The organism is Domibacillus aminovorans (assembly GCF_001643235.1).
Taxonomy (GTDB): Bacteria; Bacillota; Bacilli; order Bacillales; family Domibacillaceae; genus Domibacillus; species Domibacillus aminovorans.
The window spans coordinates 89,930-105,711 of the sequence record NZ_LQWY01000005.1; the positions used below are offsets into that span (position 1 = coordinate 89,930).

Annotated in this window: 13 protein-coding genes; 12 read left to right on the forward strand and 1 reads right to left on the reverse strand. The window is 41.6% G+C overall.

Annotation, left to right across the window (positions count from 1 at the left end):
- Nucleotides 1-5: 5 nt before the first annotated feature.
- Nucleotides 6-1,775 (forward strand): pyruvate kinase, encoded by a 1,770-nt coding sequence (gene pyk, locus AWH49_RS02535; protein ID WP_063964534.1) that lies wholly within the window; start codon nt 6-8, stop codon nt 1,773-1,775.
- Here the strand turns inward: pyk and ytvI are convergent.
- Complete coding sequence (gene ytvI / locus AWH49_RS02540; RefSeq protein WP_063964535.1) at nt 1,762-2,790, reverse strand: sporulation integral membrane protein YtvI; 1,029 nt, start codon at nt 2,788-2,790, stop codon at nt 1,762-1,764. The two genes, pyk and ytvI, sit on opposite strands and share 14 nt — an antisense overlap.
- Before the next feature lie 69 nt (nt 2,791-2,859).
- Between ytvI and AWH49_RS02545 the strand changes: the two genes are divergently transcribed.
- The 11 genes from AWH49_RS02545 to AWH49_RS02595 all read left to right on the forward strand — a co-directional run bounded on the left by AWH49_RS02545 (nt 2,860) and on the right by AWH49_RS02595 (nt 15,580).
- On the forward strand, nt 2,860-3,312 hold the full coding sequence (locus AWH49_RS02545) for a DUF441 domain-containing protein (RefSeq protein WP_063964536.1): 453 nt from the start codon (nt 2,860-2,862) through the stop codon (nt 3,310-3,312).
- 94 nt (nt 3,313-3,406) lie between these two features.
- Entirely contained in the window at nt 3,407-3,637 is a 231-nt protein-coding gene (locus tag AWH49_RS02550; protein ID WP_018394143.1) for a hypothetical protein, read from the forward strand.
- A gap of 304 nt (nt 3,638-3,941) precedes the next feature.
- Nucleotides 3,942-5,060, forward strand: a complete 1,119-nt coding sequence (gene citZ / locus AWH49_RS02555) for a citrate synthase (protein ID WP_018394142.1) — start codon at nt 3,942-3,944, stop codon at nt 5,058-5,060.
- A 112-nt stretch (nt 5,061-5,172) separates the two neighbouring features.
- Nucleotides 5,173-6,441 carry an NADP-dependent isocitrate dehydrogenase gene (gene icd / locus AWH49_RS02560; protein ID WP_034286305.1) on the forward strand — a complete coding sequence of 423 codons (1,269 nt, stop codon included), beginning with the start codon at nt 5,173-5,175 and terminating at the stop codon, nt 6,439-6,441.
- A gap of 65 nt (nt 6,442-6,506) precedes the next feature.
- Nucleotides 6,507-7,448, forward strand: a complete 942-nt coding sequence (gene mdh, locus AWH49_RS02565) for a malate dehydrogenase (protein ID WP_034286304.1) — start codon at nt 6,507-6,509, stop codon at nt 7,446-7,448.
- Nucleotides 7,449-7,597: 149 nt separating this feature from the next.
- Nucleotides 7,598-8,314 (forward strand): response regulator transcription factor, encoded by a 717-nt coding sequence (locus AWH49_RS02570; RefSeq protein ID WP_063964537.1) that lies wholly within the window; start codon nt 7,598-7,600, stop codon nt 8,312-8,314.
- Complete coding sequence (gene pnpS / locus AWH49_RS02575; RefSeq protein ID WP_063964538.1) at nt 8,311-10,086, forward strand: two-component system histidine kinase PnpS; 1,776 nt, start codon at nt 8,311-8,313, stop codon at nt 10,084-10,086. Before AWH49_RS02570 ends, pnpS begins: the two co-directional genes overlap by 4 nt.
- Nucleotides 10,087-10,329: 243 nt before the next feature.
- Complete coding sequence (polA, locus tag AWH49_RS02580; protein ID WP_063964539.1) at nt 10,330-12,951, forward strand: DNA polymerase I; 2,622 nt, start codon at nt 10,330-10,332, stop codon at nt 12,949-12,951.
- Between the two features lie 12 nt (nt 12,952-12,963).
- Complete coding sequence (gene mutM, locus AWH49_RS02585; protein ID WP_063964540.1) at nt 12,964-13,806, forward strand: DNA-formamidopyrimidine glycosylase; 843 nt, start codon at nt 12,964-12,966, stop codon at nt 13,804-13,806.
- Nucleotides 13,803-14,399, forward strand: a complete 597-nt coding sequence (coaE, locus tag AWH49_RS02590) for a dephospho-CoA kinase (protein ID WP_063964541.1) — start codon at nt 13,803-13,805, stop codon at nt 14,397-14,399. The genes mutM and coaE overlap by 4 nt, the downstream gene beginning before the upstream one ends.
- Nucleotides 14,400-14,548: 149 nt before the next feature.
- The gene (locus AWH49_RS02595) at nt 14,549-15,580 is read left to right on the forward strand and encodes a glyceraldehyde-3-phosphate dehydrogenase (RefSeq protein ID WP_063964542.1); all 1,032 of its coding nucleotides are present in this window, start codon (nt 14,549-14,551) and stop codon (nt 15,578-15,580) included.
- Nucleotides 15,581-15,782 lie beyond the last annotated feature (202 nt).

Sequence of the window (15,782 nt, forward strand, 5' to 3'; positions counted from 1 at the left end):
TATCAATGCAAAAAACGAAAATTGTCTGTACGATCGGACCGGCAAGTGAAAGTCTTGAAATGTTGCAATCATTAATGGAAGCCGGCATGAATGTTGCCCGTTTGAATTTTTCACACGGCAGCCATGAAGAACATGGAGCTCGCATCCAAAATATTCGCCAAGCAGCAAAAAACACAGGGAAATCAATTGGAATATTGCTGGATACGAAAGGACCGGAAATCCGCACACATGATATGGAAAATGGTTCGATTGAAATGGTCAGCGGTACAAACGCCGTTATTTCGATGACAGAAGTGACGGGTACTCCGGAAAGATTTTCAATTACGTATCCAGGGCTTATTAATGATGTAGAACCAGGTTCAAGCATTTTGCTTGATGATGGATTAATTGGTCTTTCAGTAACAAGTATTAACCACGAAAAAGGCGAAATTGCAGTCCGTGTGTTAAACAGCGGCACATTGAAAAATAAAAAAGGCGTAAATGTACCAGGTGTATCTGTTAAATTGCCAGGTATTACGGAAAAAGATGCAGCAGATATCCTTTTTGGTGTTGAACAAGACGTTGATTTTATCGCAGCATCGTTCGTACGCCGTGCATCAGACGTTCTTGATATTCGCCAACTTCTTGAAAAACATAATGCAACACATATTCAAATCATTCCGAAAATTGAAAACCAGGAAGGCGTCGACAATATTGATAGTATCTTAGAAATATCAGAAGGATTGATGGTTGCCCGTGGAGATCTCGGTGTAGAAATTCCAGCTGAGGAAGTACCAATTGTTCAAAAAAAGCTGATCAAAAAGTGTAATATGCTTGGGAAGCCAGTTATTACAGCGACTCAAATGCTCGATTCAATGCAGCGAAACCCTCGTCCGACACGTGCGGAAGCAAGTGACGTCGCCAATGCTATTTTCGATGGAACGGATGCGATTATGCTTTCCGGTGAAACAGCAGCGGGTAACTATCCACTCGAGGCCGTTCAAACGATGCAGAACATTGCGATACGTGCAGAAGAAGAACTTCCGATGAAAAAAGACATACCGGCGCGCCGGCGCAACAATACAGGCCGCTTAACGGTAACAGATGCAATCGGTCAATCTGTTGCAAAAATAGCGGAAGCACTCGAAGTTCGTGCCATTATTGCACCGACAGAAAGTGGTCATACAGCACGAATGATTTCACGCTATCGTGCAAAAGCATCTGTTATTGCCGTTACAGAAAGCGAGCGTATATCTAGACGTTTATCACTTGCTTGGGGTGTATTCCCTGTGCTTAGTCCTAATAAAGTGAAATCAACAGATGAAATGCTTGAAATGGCCGTTGCACGCTGTCTAGAAGAGAAATTGATCAGCCGCAGTGACCTCGTAGTCATTACAGCAGGTGTACCAGTCGGTGAATCGGGTACAACGAACTTAATGAAAATCCACATTGTCGGTGATATTTTAGTGAAAGCACAAGGAATTGGTCGTCATTCCGCTTATGGTAAGGTCGTAACAGCAAAAACAGCAACAGAAGCACTGCAAAAAGTAGAACAGGGCGATATTCTTGTCACGTACGGAACAGACCGCGATATGATGCCTGCTATTGAAAAATGTGCAGCGATCATTACTGAAGAAGGCGGTTTAACAAGCCATGCAGCAGTTGTTGGAATCAGCCTCGGTATTCCAGTCATTATTGACTTGAAAGATGCGCTTACAAAGCTTAAAGACGGTCAGGAAATTACGGTTGACGCAGCACGCGGTATTATTTATAACGGCCATGCTAACGTTTTGTAAAAAGCATTTGCAATAAGCCGGAGCGGTGAACGGACAGAATGGCTAAAAGTAAAAAGGGTCCAGCTGCCATGCCCGCTGCGCCAAAAAAGGTGAGCCCGGCAAACATAGAAAATAAAACGGCAAGTGGATGAAGACCGACAGCACCTGATACGAGCTTCGGCTCTAGCAGCTGACGCATGATCATCAGTACAGTGTAAAGAACGGCTAATAAGGCGGCGGAAACAGGTTGGCCGATTAAAAGAAAAAACGCGATCCATGGTAAAAAAATAAGACTGGATCCGACAATTGGAATAAATTCAGCCACCGCAGCTAAAAAAGCAACTTCAACTACATGTGGGGTTCGCAGAAGAAGCAGCCCGAGTGCTGCTGTCATAAACGTTGCCGAAAACAGGATGCATTGTGCCTTTATAAATGAACGGAAAGAGGATGAAAAGTCTGTAAACGTAAACAGAAGACGCTCGTGTACGGAAACCGGCAGCATCTTTATCATGTGGCCTCCATCTTTTGCGATGAAAAAAGCAGAAAGGGCTGCGACAATGATTTCGGTGGCGGCGCCGGGAATGCTTAGCATAAAAGAAGTACCAGAGAGAATCCATGTTTCTGCATAATCACCGGTTATTTTCGATACAGATCCATTCAATGTTTGAATAAGTTGGATGATGGTTTCTTCCTGTGTATTTGACAGGCGTGCGGAAATGATATCCATTCCATGTTCAATATGAAAAGTGGCAATGTCCATATAGCTTGGAATAACAGCGATGAGATGAGAGACTGTTCGAGCGGCGATAAGCAGGACGATGAAACATCCGGCGCCAAAAAGAAAAGCGACAAAAATTAATGCTGAAACAATGGATAATGAAGATGAAAACCTGCCTTTTTTCTGAAGAAAGTGGGCCGGTTTTTGAGCAGCAGCGGCAAAAAATGCCCCTATAATAAATGGTTTTAAAACAGGCATGAACCAATAAAAGGCTAGTCCAATGGCCAATAACACGATGAAATGATGAATGAATCGCATGGCGTCCCCCCTTCTTTACTCGTATGAAGAAATGGAGATGGCCATGCGTCTTTTTTTTAGGAGGATAACATGCAGGGTTATTTATTTTTATTTTTATTGCTGGCGATCAGTCTTATCGCCAAAAATCAATCGCTCCTCATCGCGTCCGGACTGCTTATTGCATTAAAAGCAATCGGCCTTGATGCGAGGTGGTTTGATATTATGCAAAAAAATGGAATTAATTGGGGTGTAACCGTGATCACGATTGCCGTACTTGTACCGATTGCAACCGGTGCGATCGGGTTTAAGGATCTTGGTGCTGCGCTTAAGTCTCCTTATGCGTGGATTGCACTGACTGCGGGTATTCTTGTTGCGCTCATTGCAAAAAATGGGGTTGTGTTGCTTGCGGAAGATCCACACATTACAACTGCACTTGTTTTCGGAACGATTCTGGCCGTTGCTCTTTTCAACGGTGTGGCGGTTGGACCGCTTATCGGTGCCGGCATCGCATACTATGCGATGAAATTATTTTCTTTCTTTTAATGAAAAACAGATTTTTTATAAAGATTAATGAAACTATTACAATGATTTCGTCGTATAGTTATAGTAAGAAAACAGAGAAAGGAGCAATATGAATATGATGAAAAATCCTGGTATCGCTGCTGTGTTAAGCTTTTTCTGGGCAGGCGTTGGCCAAATTTATAATGGACAGATTATGAAAGGGCTTATCTTGATTGTTGTACAAATGATCAATGCAGCGCTTATGTTTGTACTAATCGGCTTCATTACGTATCCAATCGTCTGGATCTGGGGTATTTATGATGCGTATAAAACAGCCGAACGACATAATAAAAGTTCAAGTTTTTAGATGAAACTCCTTATAATAACATAAATCAAACACGTGTCGTGTTCGAAATTCAAACGATTCATAATAAAATTTCGAACTTTTTGACACGTTTTGATTCACAAACAGGTGCTTATTGTTTATAATAAGCAATGTAAGCGTACACTTTTTCAAACGTTACATCTATTTTTTTTCTTCAAAAAAGTGTATATAAAGAGCTAAGCTTTTTTATTTTTCAAAATGGTACTGAGCAGTTGCTCAGTTATGTGCATACATAAATAAAAAAGTGGATAATGGGGAAATTAAAAGGCGAAGGAGAGATAATCTTATGACAACTGCACGCGGACTCGAAGGAGTAGTTGCTACGACGTCATCTGTCAGCTCCATCATTGATGACACACTTACATATGCAGGCTATGATATTGATGATCTGGCCAAAAATGCGAGCTTTGAAGAAGTAATTTATTTACTTTGGCACCGCAGCCTTCCAACACAGGCACAGCTTGATGAGTTGAAACAACAACTTAAGGAAAGCTATGACATACCTCAAGAAATTATTGAACATTTCAAAATGTATCCTATTGAAAAAGTTCATCCAATGGCTGCTCTTCGTACAACTGTATCACTACTCGGCCTTTATGACGACGAAGCAGATGTGATGACAGACGAAGCAAATTACCGGAAAGCCGTTCGTATTCAAGCTAAAATTCCAGCACTTGTTACAGCTTTTGCGCGCATTCGTAAAGGCCAAGAGCCCGTTGCGCCTAAAAAGGAATATGGCATCGCAGCAAACTTTTTATACATGTTGTCTGGCAAGGAGCCGACAGCTGTTGAAATTGAAGCATTTGACAAAGCGCTCGTTCTTCATGCAGATCATGAATTGAATGCATCTACATTTACAGCGCGTGTTTGCGTTGCAACTCTTTCTGACATTTATTCAGGTGTGACTGCAGCTCTTGGCGCATTGAAAGGCCCGCTTCATGGCGGCGCAAACGAGCAGGTGATGAAAATGTTGATTGAAATCGGTTCTCCGGATAATGTAGAACCGTATATTCTCGAAAAATTAAACAAAAAAGAAAAAATCATGGGATTCGGCCATCGCGTATATCGCCAGGGAGATCCACGTGCGAAGCATCTTCGTGAGATGTCGAAGCGTTTAACAGAACAGACAGGTGAGCCACAATTGTATGATATGTCTGTGGAAATTGAACGGCTTGTGACAGGACAAAAAGATCTTCCGCCAAATGTTGATTTTTATTCAGCTTCTGTTTATCACAGTCTCGGAATTGAACATGACTTGTTCACACCGATTTTCGCGGTAAGTCGTGCATCAGGCTGGCTCGCTCACATTATGGAGCAGTATACGAATAACAGACTGATCCGTCCGCGTGCTGAGTATACAGGTCCGGATATGCAAAAATACGTGCCGATCAACGAGCGTGGCTAATGAAGTAAGATTTGCAACTAAGCTGAAAATTAGTGTACTATAAATGTGGCAAACGAAGGTTAGAAAATGTAGTTTCTAACCTTTGATCATGGAACTTGGAGGGAATAGTAAGATGACTCAAGGCGCAAAAATTACTATGCAAAATGGGGAACTAAACGTACCAAACAATCCGGTCATTCCTTTTATCGAGGGAGATGGAATTGGTCCTGATATTTGGGCTGCAGCATCACGCGTATTGGATGCAGCAGTTGAAAAAGCATACAGCGGTGAAAAGAAAATCGTTTGGAAAGAAGTTCTTGCAGGCGAAAAAGCATTTAATCAAACAGGCGAGTGGCTTCCAAAAGCAACGCTAGATGAGATTGATCAATATTTAATCGCAATTAAAGGTCCTCTAACAACTCCAGTTGGCGGTGGCATTCGTTCATTGAACGTAGCACTTCGTCAAGAATTGGATCTTTTTGTATGTCTTCGTCCAGTTCGCTACTTTGACGGTGTTCCTTCTCCTGTTAAGCGTCCTGAAGACACAGATATGGTTATTTTCCGTGAAAATACAGAAGATATTTATGCTGGTATCGAGTACGCAGAAGGCTCTGATGAAGTGAAAAAAATGATTGGTTTCCTTCAAAATGAAATGGGCGTAAGCAAGATCCGTTTCCCAGAAACATCCGGTATCGGTATTAAGCCTGTATCAAAAGAAGGAACTGAACGTCTTGTGCGCGCAGCGTTGAACTACGCGATTAAAGAAGGACGTAAATCGCTTACACTCGTCCATAAAGGCAACATTATGAAATTTACAGAAGGCGCGTTCAAAACATGGGGCTACGAGCTTGCTGAAAAAGAATTTGGCGATCAAGTATTTACATGGGCTCAGTACGATAAAATTAAAGCTGAACAAGGCACAGATGTGGCTAACAAAGCACAATCTGACGCTGAAGCAGCTGGCAAACTGATCGTGAAAGATTCAATTGCAGACATCTTCTTACAACAAATTTTGACTCGTCCAAAAGAGTTTGATGTTGTCGCAACAATGAACTTGAACGGCGACTACATTTCCGATGCTCTTGCCGCGCAAGTAGGCGGAATTGGTATCGCTCCTGGTGCGAACATTAATTATGAAACAGGTCATGCTATTTTCGAAGCAACTCATGGTACAGCTCCTAAATACGCAGGTCTTGATAAAGTAAATCCATCTTCTGTTCTTTTGTCAGGCGTTCTTCTTCTTGAGCACCTTGGATGGAACGAAGCAGCAAGCATGATCACAAAATCAGTTGAAAACACGATTTCTTCTAAAGTGGTAACATATGACTTTGCCCGCCTTATGGATGGTGCAACAGAAGTAAAATGCTCTGAGTTTGCTGACGAATTGATCAAAAATCTTTAATTATTAAAGCTCCCTTTTGAGGGAGCTGTTATACATATGCAAGCTAAATAAGGAGGATCTTTATTATGACAACATATAATCGTAAAAAAGTATCTGTAATCGGCGGCGGTTTCACTGGTGCAACAACAGCTTTCCTTCTTGCTCAAAAAGAACTTGGCGATGTTGTTCTCGTCGATATCCCACAAGCTGATGGACCAACGAAAGGAAAAGCGCTTGATATGCTAGAAGCAAGCCCTGTTCAAGGCTTTGATGCAAATATTACGGGTACATCTGATTATGCAGATACAGCCGGCTCTGATATCGTCATCATTACAGCGGGTATTGCGCGTAAACCAGGCATGAGCCGTGACGACCTTGTTCAAACGAACCAAAAAGTAATGAAATCTGTTACAGCTGAAATCGTCAAACATTCTCCGGACTGTACAATCATCGTATTGACAAACCCAGTTGATGCTATGACGTACACTGTATTGAAAGAATCAGGATTCCCGAAAAACCGTGTAATCGGTCAATCAGGTGTTCTAGATACTGCCCGCTTCCGCACATTCGTAGCGCAAGAATTGAAAGTGTCTGTGAAAGACGTAACTGGATTTGTTCTTGGCGGCCACGGTGACGACATGGTACCACTCGTACGCTACTCTTACGCAGGGGGTATTCCGCTTGAATCATTGATTTCGAAAGATCGTCTTGATGCAATTGTTGAACGTACACGTAAAGGCGGCGGCGAAATTGTTCAGCTTCTTGGAAATGGATCCGCTTACTACGCACCAGCTGCGTCACTTGTTGAAATGACAGAGGCTATCTTGAAAGATCAACGCCGTATTTTGCCGGCGATCGCTTACCTTGAAGGTGAGTATGGCTACAATGAATTGTACCTTGGTGTTCCAACTATTCTTGGCGCTAGTGGTATCGAAAAAATTATCGAGCTTGAATTGACTGCAGATGAAAAAGAAGGTCTTGATAAATCAGCTGAAGCTGTTCGCAATGTCATGTCTGTTCTTACATAAATATAAAATGTAATAGAAAAAGGGCCTGCCAATTTACTGGCAGGCCCTTCTTAGTGATGTAATTTCGGTATCGACAAGCAGAACGGCTCTTTCTCAAGCGAAACAAATTCGCTATAATAGAAGGTAGATATTTAACGAGGGAGGATGAAATGAAGAAAATTTTAGTCGTAGATGACGAGTCATCGATCGTTACGTTAATTAAATACAATTTAGAGCAATCTGGGTTTATGGTGGAAACAGCATTTGACGGGGAAGAAGCACTTCGGCGTGCAGAAGAAGTATCACCGGACTTGATTATTCTTGACTGGATGCTTCCGAAGTTTGATGGAATGGAAGTGTGTAAAGATTTACGGCAACGCCGTGTGACAACACCCATATTGATGTTAACGGCAAAAGATGAAGAGTTCGATAAAGTGCTTGGCCTTGAACTAGGTGCAGATGATTATATGACGAAGCCATTTAGTCCGAGAGAATTAATTGCCCGTGTAAAAGCAATCTTACGCCGTGTGCAGAAGCCGTCATCTGAGCCAATTGAAGTGGAAAGTGAAACGGATCAATATATTGAAGTAGCAGATTTAACGTTATTCCCTGAAAAATACGAAGCGTATTACAAAAATAACTTGCTGGATTTGACGCCGAAAGAATTTGAGCTTCTTTTATTTTTAGCTGAAAATAAAACACGTGTCTTGACGAGAGATCAATTGCTTAGTGCGGTCTGGAAATACGACTTTGTCGGAGATACACGTATTGTCGACGTTCACATTAGTCATTTACGTGAAAAAATAGAGGAAAATACAAAAAAACCGCAATATATTAAAACAATTCGCGGTCTTGGATACAAGCTGGAAGAACCGAAAGACGCATGACCAATTCCCGGACGCGACTCTTTTTATCACTCGTTACACTTATTGTGATCGTGCTCCTGGCACTTGGTATATCGCTCGGTCAGTTATTTAAAATGTATTATTTAGAGACAATCAATGAACGACTTGAAAAAGAAACCGCGCTGTTCGCAGATGTAATTGGAAATGCGGGAGGCATTGCCTTTATCAACCCCATCATGCTTAATGAATGGGGTGAGCAAATGGGGACGCGATTAAGTGTAGCGGACAGTGATGGAACCATATTATATGACAGCGGCGACATTGATAAGCGTAACAATGAAATACATTTGGATGTCGTCAAGCGAATCGCGAGATCGGTTAATCCGGAAACGTATCAAAATTCACTGCGCCGCAAAATGGATGTGCAGTACCATTGGCGAGACATTGTCAACGTAAATGGGGAAAAAGAAGGATACATCGTCACGAGTATGCGTGTAGATGCTCTAGATGGTCTATACAAACAAATATGGCTTATATTATTAGCCACTCTCGGCCTGTCACTTATATTAATCGCATTGATTGGAATGAAGATCACACGCAATTATATTAAACCTATTGAGTCTGCAACCGCTGTTGCCATTGAGCTGGCCAAGGGGAATTATCGGGCGCGTACGTATGAAATGCCGCCAGATGAAATTGGCATGCTGAATACGTCGGTTAATATTCTTGCACGAAACTTGCAAGAAATGATGCAGGCGCAGGAAGTTCATCAAAATCGGTTAACAACATTAATTGAAAATATTGAAAGCGGCCTGCTGCTTATTGATGACCGAGGCTATATTATTATGGCCAATCGCTCGTTTAAAAAAATGTTTGTCACCGGGCGGATTATCAAAAAGCGGTATCATGAAGCGATAGAACAAAAAGAAGTGACAGGTATTGTGGAAGAAGTATTTATGACGGAAAAAAGTGTTCGCCGGCAAATGATGATTCCGTTGCAGTTAGAGCAAAAAGAATTTGAAGTGTCAGGGGCGCCCATCATCGGGACGAATGATGAATGGAAAGGTATTTTAGTTGTTTTTCATGATATTACCGAATTGAAGCACTTGGAACAAATGAGAAAAGATTTTGTCGCGAATGTATCACATGAACTGAAAACACCGATTACATCCATTAAAGGGTTTTCGGAAACATTGCTTGACGGTGCCTTAAATGATCCAGATGCAGCAAACTTGTTTCTTGATATTATTTGGAAGGAAAGCGAACGGATGGAAACACTCGTCGCCGACTTATTAGATTTGTCGAAAATTGAACAAAAAGGACTTGTACTGAATGTCTCCTCTATTTCGTTAAATAAACTGCTTGAAGAAGTTATTATGACGCTTGAAAATAGAATGGAAACAAAGCAAATTGACTTGCATGTTGAACTGAAAGAAGAATTGCTAATTCCAGGAGATGAATATCGTTTAAAACAAGTGTTTTTAAATTTAATTACGAATGCGATTTTGTACACACCGCAGGGTGGATCGATCATCATTAAAGGCTGCGATGCAGGGGAGACCGTCAATGTAACCATTTCTGATACAGGTATTGGTATTGAAAAAGCAGAACTGTCTCGTATATTTGAGCGCTTTTATCGCGTGGATAAAGCACGAAGCCGTGATTCAGGTGGAACCGGGCTAGGCCTTGCGATTGTGAAACACATTATGGAAGCACATCATGGGAAAATTAGTGTGGAAAGTGAAGTAAGTAAAGGAACATCTTTTACCGTTTCTTTTCAAAAAAAATTCTCGAATGATTTTACAAAAAATTAATGAAACGTTTACATTCTTTTTATAATTAACTGTTATAGTATAAATATCAACCCCCTTTATCCAGCTTTTTGTTGGAGAGGCCCCTTTTTACAAACTTTTTGTTTGAAGGGGTCCCTCCCTTTTTTTAATTGGGGCTGATGAAAGAAGCCGTTGTTTTCTTTTTTTGTTCTGCACATGGTAGAATAAGAAAGAAAATAACGGCTTTTTTTGATGTGCACTTATCTAGAGTGCAAAGGAGGACCTATGGAAAAAAAACTCGTACTGATTGACGGAAACAGCATTGCGTACCGGGCGTTTTTCGCGCTGCCGCTTTTGAGCAATTCAAAAGGTGTGCACACGAATGCCGTATATGGATTTGCGATGATGTTAAATAAAATTGTGAAAGACGAACAGCCGACGCACATTCTCGTTGCATTTGATGCCGGCAAAACGACATTCCGTCATGAAACATATAAAGAATATAAAGGAACGCGTCAGAAAACGCCGCCGGAATTATCCGAGCAATTTTCATACGTACGCGAACTATTGAAAGCATATGGGATTCCGTATTACGAACTTGAAAATTACGAAGCAGATGACATTATCGGGACGCTGTCGCTTGAAGCAGAAAAAGAAGCTTTTCTTATAAAAGTGTACTCGGGCGATAAAGATTTAACGCAGCTGGCAACGGATAAGACGACAGTGTGTATAACGCGAAAAGGCATTACTGATATTGAAGAATATACACCAGAGCATGTACAGGAAAAATATGGACTTACACCTAATCAAATTATTGATATGAAAGGGCTGATGGGTGACACATCTGACAACATTCCAGGCGTGCCAGGCATTGGCGAAAAAACAGCCATTAAACTGCTAAAGCAATTTTACACAGTAGAAGCACTGCTTGAATCAATTGATGACGTGGGCGGTGCAAAATTAAAAGAAAAATTGCATGAACATAAAGATTTGGCACGCTTAAGCAAAGAACTGGCGACGATTATGCGCACCGTGCCGCTTGATGTGACAATAGACAGGCTCATTTATAATGGAGCAGACGAAAATCAATTATACAACTTGTTCCGTGATCTTGAATTTAAAACGCTTCTTGACGGGTTAAATCGATCAGAAGAAAAAGTAATGGAAGATGTTTCATTTGATATCATCCATTCACCGGAACCGGCTCATTTTGAACAGGTCAACGCAATATATGTCGAAATGATAGATGTAAACTATCATAAATCACCTGTCGCAGCAGTCGCTGTTTCAGGACGGAATGGTACTTGTTTTATGTCAGCTAAGACAGCTATTGAATCTGATGTGTTTAAACAGTGGGCAGAGAATAAGTCCATCCGCAAAACGGTTTTTGATGCGAAGAGAACCATCATTGCCCTGCGTCGTCATGGAATTGAACTCGCAGGCATTGATTTTGACGTGTTTCTTGCTTCGTATTTAATCAACCCATCTGAGTCCCCAGAAGATTTTGCGGCCGTTGCCAAACTTCATGGTGAAACAGGAATCGCATTGGATGAAGCTGTTTATGGAAAAGGAGCTAAGCGAGCGCTGCCGTCTGAAGAGATATATGCCAAACACGTCAGCGCAAAAGCGGAAGCGCTCAGCCGGCTTGATGATACGTGTCGGAGAGAGCTGTCTGAAAACAGTCAGAATAAATTGTTTGATGAGCTTGAGCTGCCACTCGCACTTATTTTAGCAGATATGGAATCAGAAGGCGTCCGAGTTGATATGAATCGTTTAGAGGAAATGGGTGTCGAACTGAAAAAACGACTCGCTGAAATGGAGCAGACAATTCATAGTCTTGCGGGCACTGACTTTAATATTAATTCACCAAAACAGCTTGGGGTCATTCTATTTGAAAAGCTTGGATTGCCGCCATTGAAAAAAACGAAAACAGGCTATTCCACATCAGCGGACGTACTAGAAAAACTGGCGCCGTCTCATGAAATCGTTCAGTATATTCTGGACTATCGCCAAATCGGCAAGTTGCAGTCGACCTATATCGAAGGGCTTTTGAAAGTAGCTGATCCAGATACACATAAAATTCATACGCGTTTTAATCAAGCATTGACACAGACTGGCCGTCTAAGCTCGACAGAACCGAACTTGCAAAACATTCCAATCCGTTTAGAAGAAGGACGGAAAATTAGACAGGCATTCATTCCTGAAAAATCAGACTCTGTTATATTTGCAGCCGATTACTCACAAATTGAACTGCGCGTTCTCGCTCACATTTCCGGTGATGAAAAATTAATCGAGGCGTTTCGTCAAGATATGGATATTCATACCGCAACAGCAATGGAAGTATTTCATGTTGACAATGACGCTGTAACATCGAATATGCGCCGTCAGGCAAAAGCCGTCAATTTTGGCATCGTATACGGGATCAGTGATTACGGATTATCGCAAAATCTTGGCATTACGAGAAAAGAGGCGTCCGAATTTATTGAGCGCTATTTAAAAACGTATCCGGGTGTAAAAGAATATATGAGCAATGTTATTCGTGAAGCGAAAGAAAACGGGTATGTGACGACGCTGTTAAATAGACGGCGCTATATTCCAGAAATGACGAGCCGCAACTTCAATTTGCGTTCATTTGGTGAACGGACGGCAATGAACACGCCCATTCAAGGAAGTGCAGCAGATATTATTAAAAAAGCGATGATTGATGTCGCAGCACGGCTTGAAAAAGAAACTTTAACGTCAAAACTTCTATTGCAGGTACACGATGAATTAATTTTTGACGTACCAAAAGAAGAAATTGACAAAATGAAAAGCATTGTTCCAGACGTCATGGAGCATGCCTTTAAACTTGATGTACCGCTCAAAGTCGATTATTCATTTGGGCCGACATGGTACGATGCAAAGTAAGGAGTGAACAATATGCCGGAATTACCGGAAGTAGAAACAGTTCGGCGTACATTAATTGATCTGGCTGCGGGTAAAACAGTCGTTAAAACCGATGTCCGCTGGCCTAAAATTATTAAACGTCCTGATGAACCGGCGCAGTTTCAAGACGCACTTGCCGGTGAAACAATTCAAAATATCACACGGCGCGGGAAGTTTTTAATTTTCCATCTGGATCATTACACACTCGTCTCCCATTTGCGAATGGAAGGGAAATTCAGTGTAAACGCACAGTCCGAACCGGAAGCACCGCATACGCATGTTGTGTTTACATTTACAGATGGAACACAGCTGCGCTACCGGGACGTACGCAAATTTGGCACGATGCATCTGTTTGAAAAGGGAACGGAAAATGACTTAGCGCCACTTAGCGGTCTGGGCCCCGAACCGTTTGATGTGACATTCACACCAGATTATCTGTACGAGCGGCTGCAGCGGACGTCGCGACAGGTGAAAACGGCCTTGCTCGATCAAATCATCGTCACTGGGCTTGGCAATATTTATGTGGATGAAGTATTATTTCGTTCGCATATACATCCGCACCGTGTATCGTCTACGATTACAGAAGAAGAAGCGGAGCACATCCATCATTACACAAAAAGCGTGCTCGCTGAAGCGGTTGAACGTGGCGGAAGCACAATTCGAACATACGTGAACAGCCAGGGACAAAAAGGAACATTTCAGGAAGTATTAAACGTATATGGGCGCACCGGTGAAGCGTGTGTGGAATGCGGAGCGGAAATTGTCAAAATAAAAACAGGCGGACGAGGCACGCATATTTGTCTCCAATGTCAGCCGTTGCCGGAGGCTCTGTCATGATTATCGGACTGACTGGCGGCATTGCAAGCGGGAAGAGCACAGTGAGCAATCTATTGAAAGAAAAAGGATTTACAGTTATTGATGCGGATATAGCGGCACGCGTCGTTGTTGAGCCTGGACAACCAGTGCTAGAAAAAATTATTGAAGTGTTTGGTCCAGGTATACGAACATCAGACGGTGCCCTTGATCGTCCGGCATTAGGTAAAATGGTTTTCCATGATGAGGAAAAACGAAAGCAGTTAAATGAAATCATTCATCCAGCAGTACGTAAATGGATGATTGATCAAAAAGAAAAAGCGATCATAGCCGGTAAAAAAACCATCATTTTAGATATCCCACTTTTATTTGAGAGTGACCTTACTTGGATGGTTGAAAAAACATTGCTCGTTTATGTAGATCCGGAAACACAGCTGAAGCGGTTAATGGAGCGAAACAATTATCTAGAAGAGGAAGCGAAAGCGAGAATTCAATCGCAGATGCCAATTGATGAAAAAAGAGCACGGGCAGACGATATTATTAATAATAATGGAACGATAGATGAAACGGAAAATCAAGTAAATAAATGGATTACCCAATTAAGGATACAGCCTTAATTGGGTCTTTTTTCGTCCTGATATGATGAAGGTGAAATAAATGATGAAATGGGTCATTTTATTGTTCCATTTTGCGATTAATATGTTATACTAATCTTAAATAATTCAAATATAGAGTATAACATTAAAGCGCAGGGGGGACATGAGTTATGACAAAGACGAAAATAGCGATTAATGGATTTGGCCGTATTGGCCGTATGGTGTTCCGTAAGGCGATTTTGGACAATGAACTTGATATTGTAGCGGTAAACGCCAGCTATCCGGCGGAAACGCTTTCACATTTAATCAAATACGATACAAATCACGGGAAGTTTGAGGGAGAGGTACAAACAGAGGAGGACGCACTCATCGTTAATGGCAAACGTGTACAACTGCTTTCAAGCCGCGACCCTCTTGAACTCCCATGGAAGCAACTAGGCATTGACATTGTGATTGAAGCGACAGGTAAATTTAATGCGCGAGAAAAAGCAGCACTTCATCTGGAAGCGGGTGCAAAAAAAGTAGTGCTGACAGCCCCAGGTAAAAATGAAGATGTCACAATTGTCATGGGTGTGAATGAAAATGTACTAGATGTAGAACATCATGATATCATTTCTAACGCCTCGTGCACAACAAATTGTTTAGCACCGGTTGTGAAAGTACTTGATGATCAATTTGGCATTGAAAACGGGTTAATGACAACCGTTCATGCTTATACAAATGATCAAAAAAATATTGATAATCCACATAAAGACTTGCGTCGTGCTCGTGCATGTGCACAATCAATTATACCAACATCAACAGGAGCGGCAAAAGCATTATCACTTGTGCTGCCGCATTTGGAAGGCAAACTTCATGGAATGGCACTTCGTGTACCTACGTCTAATGTTTCACTAGTGGACCTCGTTGTTGATGTGAAACGTCCGGTAACAGTCGAAGAAGTAAATGCGGCATTTATTAAGGCATCACAAAATGAATTGAACGGCATTCTTGATTTCACGCTAGAACCGCTTGTATCGATTGATTATAATACAAATCCATACTCGGCTACGATTGATGGATTAACGACGATGGTAATGGGTGAAACGAAAGTGAAAGTGCTAGCTTGGTATGATAACGAATGGGGCTACTCGTGCCGCATTGTTGATCTTGTCCATTTCGTGGCAGATGAAATGAGAAAAAAAGTGAAGCACTTCGTATAATATAGACGTCGACGGACTCCGACAAATGTCGGGGTTTTTCTATTATATAAAAAATTAAAAGAAACCTGTTGCAAAATATGTCGGCAGATCGTATACTCAAATTTGTGAAATAAGTTCTGCTTAAAGGGTTAGGACCTCTTCGGACTAACTTTCCCCCGTGGCAGTGATCACTTTTACAATTTTTCCAAAAATTTACTTTGTA